Below are 6,680 nucleotides of genomic sequence, written 5' to 3' on the forward strand. Positions count from 1 at the left end.
CTATTAAAAAAATGCTAATGAGTACAATTGAGACTATAATTATGTTTCTTTTTGCTGTCATCTGTAAAATTGGCTATAACGGTTTGGCGCTTGGCGAAGCACTAAACTGTCAAACCAGCACAAAAGTTGATACGAGGCAGAATGTGCAATTAACCACTGAACCCGCTTTTTTGCCAAACGCCTGTTAGCACTAGTTTTTGATTGCAATCCGTTCATTGGTTATATTGTTGGCCTTCTCAGTTTGATAAATATAAACTAAAGAGTCGGCCTGATTTAATTTTAATAACTTGTATTTTTCTGTCTTTGAGTACTTGTTGGTAGTATAATTTTTCAACCAATTCCCATTTGAATATGTATTCATGTTTACAAAAAATCCATTGTCCCATACTTCGTCAGCAATTAGGTTTCCTTGTTTGTCAAAGTAATTAATATTTATTTGCCCAGTCTTACCTTTTGAATCGTAAAATATTTCAGTCGATTTACGATTTAGACTATCTATTTCAAAATGCTTAAAGTACAAGGATTTGTGGTCTGGGCCTTCGACATTAAAGTCAAACGAAATGTTGGTGTTCTTTCTAAAGACCTTAAAATAATAGTCATGAGTGTGCCACCAATTGGTCTTGAAAATTCCGGCTTGTCCCAGAAGTTTTTTATTGTAAAGGATTTTGAAGTTGTCACCTCCATACTGATTTTTTATTTTTGAAGTCATTTTGCCCCCTTTAAACACAACCTTGTCTTCTTCTATGGATTCAATTACAATGCTGTCTGGGTTAATGTCCGTTGCCGAAATGCTTATTGTGTTTTTGTCAAAAAACATACACTGTATTCTATTTAAAATAGTGTCTTGATTACGAAACGCGCTACTATTCAAAATGAGTCCGGCTGTCAATACAGTCAGAATTATGAATAGTATAAGAAATGCTCCCTTTCGTACTTTTGTCATTGGAATAATGTTGGTCTTAAAATTAGTGTTAACGGTTTTCGGCTTTGTGCAGGTGGGGAATTTGGAAAACGTAAGTTCAAATTTAGCACAAAAGATGAACAGAATTACAAATGTTCAATTTATTGCTTCAGCCCCACTTGTACAAAACCGATGTTAGCGGGTCGTCGTTTTTGCACCGATATTTTTCATTTATCATTGTTTATGTCGTCCACTCTAAATGACCATTCCATATGTTTATCTATATCTTGTCGTAACAGCATATTTAATTGTGCTGTATGATGTTGGGTATGTCGTAGGTTGTAAAGTAGAATTTCTAAAATCGGATAGTCCATATCATTTGGTTCGTCTCCTTCTCTAAATCTTTCATTTAGTTTTTCGTCAGTCAGAGATTCAATAAGTTGTTTACATTTATTACGACCTTGTTTAAGATACTCCTCTATTTCTTGTTTGCTGTAAATTTTGTCGGGTATTAAATCGTCAATTGCTTCTTTCGGTCTGTCGTCAGGTCCTTTTTGTGTAAAGGAAAGCAACGGCAAAAAATCCTTTGGCGGAATTGTCAAATAGTAGTCTAAAAAAATTGTACTGTGAAATGCGATATAGTAAAATCGTCTATGCGTCAAAAAGTAGTCATCAGGGCAATTTGAGATTACATTGATGAGCATATCAATGCTTGCTCCAAACTGATTCCACAATATTTCTTTTATTGTTTTGTCCATACTTTGTAAATTTGAATGTGTTCTCTGTACCGCTTCGTTACAATGCCCGCTAACGTTCCGGTACTACAGCGGGTTTGGGACTTAATTAAGCCCTATTTTCGAACTTGCCAAATTATCCTAAATACAAAGCCAACTTTCTATTAAATAAATTGCTCAAATCAGTTGCAGTATCTGTTATGTGGCGTAGTTTTATACGTTTCTATTTAGCAAATTTTAGTTTTCCGCTCTTTTGATATTATATATAAAAACTTGGAAATAGTCTTTTCCGAATTCTTTTATTAGACCAATTTCTTCTATTATTTTCATATTTTGATATGTAACCTTGTAAGTATAGCCAATTGAATTATTATCTTCTGCCTTTTGAGTTTTGATTAAGCTTTTTTCGATAAGTTTACCACAAGACTTATTTTTTTCTTTTAGTATTTCCTTTAATTTATAATAAGGCGTTTTCTGATAAAACCCAATACTAATTAATGGGCTCAGTTTTTCAATATCATTTTGGTATTTATAAAACATTTCAATTGTCTGTTCAGACGTTGTGTTTTTAGTCTTTCCTGTTTTAGTTTTGGAAATTACTTTTCCATTACTGTCAACAATTACATCTTGAGTTTTGCTTTGTCCATTAGAAACATAGCTAATACAAAACATTAAAATTATTGTAATCCTTGTCATTCTAATTTTCATTAATTCGCTCGTTTTTTCTTACTATGCCACATAACGTTCTGGTACTACAGTGGGTTTGGGATTAAATTAAGCCCATTCTTTCCATTAGGTCTATTTCCCAAATCCGTTGTAGCTGTTAGGTTGCGTATTTCTATATTTTAACTTTCTCTTTTCTTTTAGAATCTTTTCTGTACTGACACCTTCTTCCTTATAAGTTACTTTACTAATCCAGTTTTTATTGTTATCATATTTGTATACATACTTATAAGTTACCAATTCATCACATGATAAGCACCTTGGTTTTAATTCTTGAGTTATATCCCCAAATTCATTTTTTATAACACCATCCACTTTAAAATTGCTGTCATTACTTAAATTAAGTTTTAAGGCAATTGTCTTTCCAATAAAGATTTCTTGACTATTAAATAATTTGATTAAAACTTCATTCTTGTTATAATTATATTCCGCAATTTCATATCCAATCAAGGAATTATCCCGATTGTAGGAGGTAATTTTAACTGGGTATCCTTTTTCTGTCTGAACGATTGACTTATTCTCTATTTTACCTTCATTTCCAATTGTTTCAATTCCTACCCAGTCTAATGATTCAAAATAAAAATTGGTAGTAATCAATGAATAGCCTAATGAATGATTCCATTTTTCATCTTTTATCTGTATTAGATTATCAAAATTGTCATACTCGTAACTCATTCTTGTACTCAATTTACCTTCGTTATCTAATCCTACCATTTTAATAATAAACCCCTTTGAATTGTAGTAATAAGTCCGCTTATATGTATTTGTTTCTGATTTTTCAAAATATGTTTTAGTTTGAAAAATCTCTGAAATAGTATTGTCATTTAACTTATAATCATTGACAAGGAATTTTTGTATCGTCTGTCCGATACAGCTCAATTGGAACAAGAAAAAAATCAATAAAATCAAATACTTCATATTTCTTAATTTTCTATTATGTTGCGAGGTCTTCCAATATGCAACCTAACCGTTCTGGTACTACAGCGAGTTTGGAACTAAATTAAGCCCATTATTTGGATTTGCCAAATCATCCCAAATACAAAAGCAACTTCCCATTAAGCATATTGCCCAAATCCGTTGTAGTAGCTGTTAGCGGTTGTTTTTTCTATTTATTACCATATTTTCCACCATTTCCTTTTTTTAGCTTCTTCATTTTCTATTTCATTTTTATTAACGATTTCTAACATATTAGAAATTCTTCTTTCGGCTTCTTTTTTAGAAATTCCATTGTAATAATCTTTTACAAATGGATGATCAAAATCTTTATGAGGAATTAATTCTGGTCTTTGTCCATCATTTCGTGTAATTACATTCATAGGAATGCTTTCCGAAAAGTCATAATCTATTATATCATTACAGAGCCAACCAAAATAGCCTTTTTCTTCGCATTCATTATTGAAGTTTTTTTCATAATCCACATAACTTTTTTCACTTAAAGAAACCCAAAGTCCGTACTCCAAATCTTCGCAATGGTCATTAACTTTTTGAGTTAAAGTGCAACGAATAAATCTATCTATTTGGTCACTATGATTTATTGTGCAAAAATCGCTATCAATATAACCAATACTTTTTTTGTCTTCTTCTGATAAACAGTTATAATTATCTGGGGAAATAAAAGTTAATGCAGGCCACTCTTCGTGTATTTCTCCACAACAACTGCATTTAAATTTAATATTGTCTGACATTATATTTCTAGTTTTTTAGTTTTCTGTCACTTTAGAATATCCGCTAACGTTCTGATACTACAGCGGGTTTGGGACTAAATTAAGTCCTATTTCTCGGATTTGCCAAATCATCCCAAATATAAAAGCAACTTTCCAATAAGCCAATTGCCCAAATCCGTTATAGTACCTGTTAGTGGTAGATTATTTACAGCTTCTTTTTTACAAAGTTATTTTTAAGTGTTTTTTTTTGGTCTACAAATATTATTTTGGAAACAGTTATCATAGACGTGTAAGCTCCTAAGTGCCCAAAATTCCCATTACTTTTTTTTCTTCCAATAACTTTCAAAAAAACTCCATCAAAATTGTCATCGAAAATAACTTTTTGCAAAGAATCAGATAAAGTTAGATTCTTATCAAACTCAAGCCACATCGGTGGACAAAGGTTATCTTGAGTTTTTTCATAAAAACTTGAATTCTCCCATCCATAAGTATAAAAGCCTTCGATTTGAACGATTTCAAAATCTGATTCAGTTTGCGCAAACAAATTGAATGAAAATAAAAGTAATATTATTTTTAGCATAAAGTTCCTCATAATTTACTGCTGTTAGCAGCTGGTCATTTGTCGAACGATTTTCATTCTGTCAACAAACACTTTCTTTCCGGGTTTAGATAGTCGAGTTGTTTGTCTTCAAATAATTGTTCTAAAGCTTCGCAGCCTTTCTCGATTTTATATTCTCGTTCCTTTTCGGTAATTGGTATTAACCAATAACAATGATATGTCATTTCGTTGTATTTGAAAAGTTCAAGTTCTTCACCGTCAAGGTAAGGCAATGAAATAAAAGCGTGGTCGCACAATGAATTGTCGAGCCAAGGTCTGCCAACATTTACTGTATGATGAATATTTAAAGGTATTTTTTGTCTGTGATACGAAGCACTAACCGTTATGAGTTCGACTTGAGCTTTGTCTTGTCGTGGAGAGAAAACAAATAATTCTATTAAATTACTGTCGTCTCTGTCTAGTGACATGCCAACAGAACAATAAACCCAAAAGTCATGTTTGGCATTAGGCTTAAATTCTAAAACATAGAAGCTAGGGTGTAATTTTTCTTTTGGCCCAGTTTCCAAAATTAGTTTCGCTCCGATAGTGCCAAAATACTTCTCGTAATGTTGTCGAAGTTTGTCTGTCAATTTTTTCGAAATTTAGTTTGTACTACACTTACTGTTAGTCGCTGGCTTTTATTTTAGATGCAACAAAATCAACTACTTTAGCAAAATTTTCATTCCCAATTTCACTTTCTGATAATGAATACCAATTTGTGTTTTCTTTGAAACCGAAGAATACAGTTTGATTAACTAAATTAAAATATTTAAAATTATCCCAATTGATTTTATAATCGCCACCATAAAATTCAAATCTAAAATAACTATTTTCAAATTCCCATACACTAATTGGATTTTCATTCCACTTTTGTATACTTTCAACAGTTATTTTTTCTGTAGTCTTTTTTGCTTCCTTATACTTATTAAATCGAGTTATTGAACTAATTGCAGAAACTAATCCTAAAATTAAAAACACACCTCCAATATCTCCTTTTCCATAGAGTATTACAATTCCGAGAAGGATAAATATAACCGCAACTATAGCTGTTTTTTTAGTTTCGCCCAAGAATTTTTCCCAAGCAATCTTGAAAGTTAATTCAATTTGTTGTCTATAAATATTCTCGTCAAAAGGTATTTCAAATTTCATTTTTTATGCGAGGTTGTTAAACTTGCCACTAACGTTCTGGTACTACAGCGGGTTTGGGACTTAATTAAGCCCTATTTTCGGACTTGCCAAATTATCCTAAATACGAAGCCAACTTTCTATTAAATAAATTGCTCAAATCAGTTGCGGTAACTGTTCACAGTAGTTCTTATTTATCTACTTTTTTCAATGAATTTAAAATTTCTTCCATTTCTTTCAATTCATTTTCAGTACAATTCATTTTTGATAAATGTACAATAACAAATAAATCGTTATTAAACATTGCATAACCGTACATATGATTTTGAATGATTTTACTTCCTTGTAAATTAATTTCATTTTTTCTAAACATAAAATCATCAGTCATTTCTCCCCAACTTATATCATTCTCCTCCATTTTTTTTAGATTTGAATTATTTTTAAAGTACACATAAGGAAAAACAGGAGAGTTTTGAGGAAATTCTTTTCCACTTTCTTTCATTTTTTCTGAAATTTGAATTTTAGGAACTTCAACAAGAGATAATTTTTCTTCTTCATCAAGTTTATAAAAAAGTACGGAACAAATAAAACCGTCTTTTTCAGCATAGTAATAGTAATCCGAACCTCTCCATTCTTTTTCAAATTTTTTAAAATGATCCGATGATAAACTTATTTTTACGTTATTTTGTTTTGGATAAATAAATTCGAAAGATTTCTTTTCAAGAATATTAAATGATAATATTGTGATAATGACTAAAGCAAAAAGTGTTTTTTTAAGGTACATATTTTAATTCTATTTTGGTGTTAGTTTTTTATATTGAGTGATTTAAAATTGCGTTATATTTTTAGTTTCTGTGGAATTACTGCCAACGTTCTGGTACTACAGCGGGTCTGGGATTAAATTAAGCCCTATTTTTCGGATTTGCCAAATCATC

Annotated in this window: 9 protein-coding genes; all 9 read right to left on the reverse strand. The window is 31.0% G+C overall.

The window, feature by feature from the left end; translation table 11 throughout:
- Positions 1-190: 190 nt before the first annotated feature.
- The 9 genes from PMI10_RS10835 to PMI10_RS10875 all read right to left on the reverse strand — a co-directional run bounded on the left by PMI10_RS10835 (position 191) and on the right by PMI10_RS10875 (position 6,529).
- Positions 191-817, reverse strand: a complete 627-nt coding sequence (locus PMI10_RS10835) for a hypothetical protein (RefSeq protein ID WP_157489783.1) — start codon at positions 815-817, stop codon at positions 191-193.
- A 311-nt stretch (positions 818-1,128) separates the two neighbouring features.
- Positions 1,129-1,659, reverse strand: coding sequence for a DinB family protein (locus PMI10_RS10840; RefSeq protein ID WP_007807664.1), 531 nt, complete (start codon positions 1,657-1,659; stop codon positions 1,129-1,131).
- 213 nt (positions 1,660-1,872) lie between these two features.
- Positions 1,873-2,331 (reverse strand): hypothetical protein, encoded by a 459-nt coding sequence (locus tag PMI10_RS10845; protein WP_007807666.1) that lies wholly within the window; start codon positions 2,329-2,331, stop codon positions 1,873-1,875.
- A 102-nt stretch (positions 2,332-2,433) separates the two neighbouring features.
- Positions 2,434-3,072, reverse strand: a complete 639-nt coding sequence (locus PMI10_RS10850) for a hypothetical protein (RefSeq protein WP_157489785.1) — start codon at positions 3,070-3,072, stop codon at positions 2,434-2,436.
- Positions 3,073-3,470: 398 nt separating this feature from the next.
- A complete protein-coding gene (locus tag PMI10_RS10855) occupies positions 3,471-4,043 on the reverse strand; it encodes a DUF2199 domain-containing protein (protein ID WP_007807670.1) in 573 nt (190 codons plus the stop codon).
- A gap of 184 nt (positions 4,044-4,227) precedes the next feature.
- Complete coding sequence (locus PMI10_RS10860; protein ID WP_157489787.1) at positions 4,228-4,602, reverse strand: hypothetical protein; 375 nt, start codon at positions 4,600-4,602, stop codon at positions 4,228-4,230.
- Positions 4,603-4,655: 53 nt separating this feature from the next.
- A complete protein-coding gene (locus tag PMI10_RS10865; RefSeq protein ID WP_007807672.1) occupies positions 4,656-5,210 on the reverse strand; it encodes a suppressor of fused domain protein in 555 nt (184 codons plus the stop codon).
- 34 nt (positions 5,211-5,244) lie between these two features.
- Positions 5,245-5,769: a hypothetical protein gene (locus PMI10_RS10870; RefSeq protein WP_007807673.1), complete on the reverse strand. Its 525-nt coding sequence runs from the start codon at positions 5,767-5,769 to the stop codon at positions 5,245-5,247.
- A gap of 166 nt (positions 5,770-5,935) precedes the next feature.
- The gene (locus PMI10_RS10875; protein WP_007807674.1) at positions 5,936-6,529 is read right to left on the reverse strand and encodes a hypothetical protein; all 594 of its coding nucleotides are present in this window, start codon (positions 6,527-6,529) and stop codon (positions 5,936-5,938) included.
- Positions 6,530-6,680 lie beyond the last annotated feature (151 nt).

Origin of the sequence: Flavobacterium sp. CF136 (genome assembly GCF_000282055.1) — a bacterium.
In the GTDB taxonomy this organism is placed as follows: Bacteria; Bacteroidota; Bacteroidia; order Flavobacteriales; family Flavobacteriaceae; genus Flavobacterium.

Coding starts and splice junctions, on each gene's coding strand:
- PMI10_RS10840 (WP_007807664.1), bottom strand. CDS start 1,659: ATGGACAAAACAATAAAAGAAATATTGTGGAATCAGTTTGGAGCAAGC.
- PMI10_RS10845 (WP_007807666.1), bottom strand. CDS start 2,331: ATGACAAGGATTACAATAATTTTAATGTTTTGTATTAGCTATGTTTCT.
- PMI10_RS10855 (WP_007807670.1), bottom strand. CDS start 4,043: ATGTCAGACAATATTAAATTTAAATGCAGTTGTTGTGGAGAAATACAC.
- PMI10_RS10875 (WP_007807674.1), bottom strand. CDS start 6,529: ATGTACCTTAAAAAAACACTTTTTGCTTTAGTCATTATCACAATATTA.
- PMI10_RS10860 (WP_157489787.1), bottom strand. CDS start 4,602: ATGCTAAAAATAATATTACTTTTATTTTCATTCAATTTGTTTGCGCAA.
- PMI10_RS10870 (WP_007807673.1), bottom strand. CDS start 5,769: ATGAAATTTGAAATACCTTTTGACGAGAATATTTATAGACAACAAATT.
- PMI10_RS10835 (WP_157489783.1), bottom strand. CDS start 817: ATGTTTTTTGACAAAAACACAATAAGCATTTCGGCAACGGACATTAAC.
- PMI10_RS10850 (WP_157489785.1), bottom strand. CDS start 3,072: ATGGTAGGATTAGATAACGAAGGTAAATTGAGTACAAGAATGAGTTAC.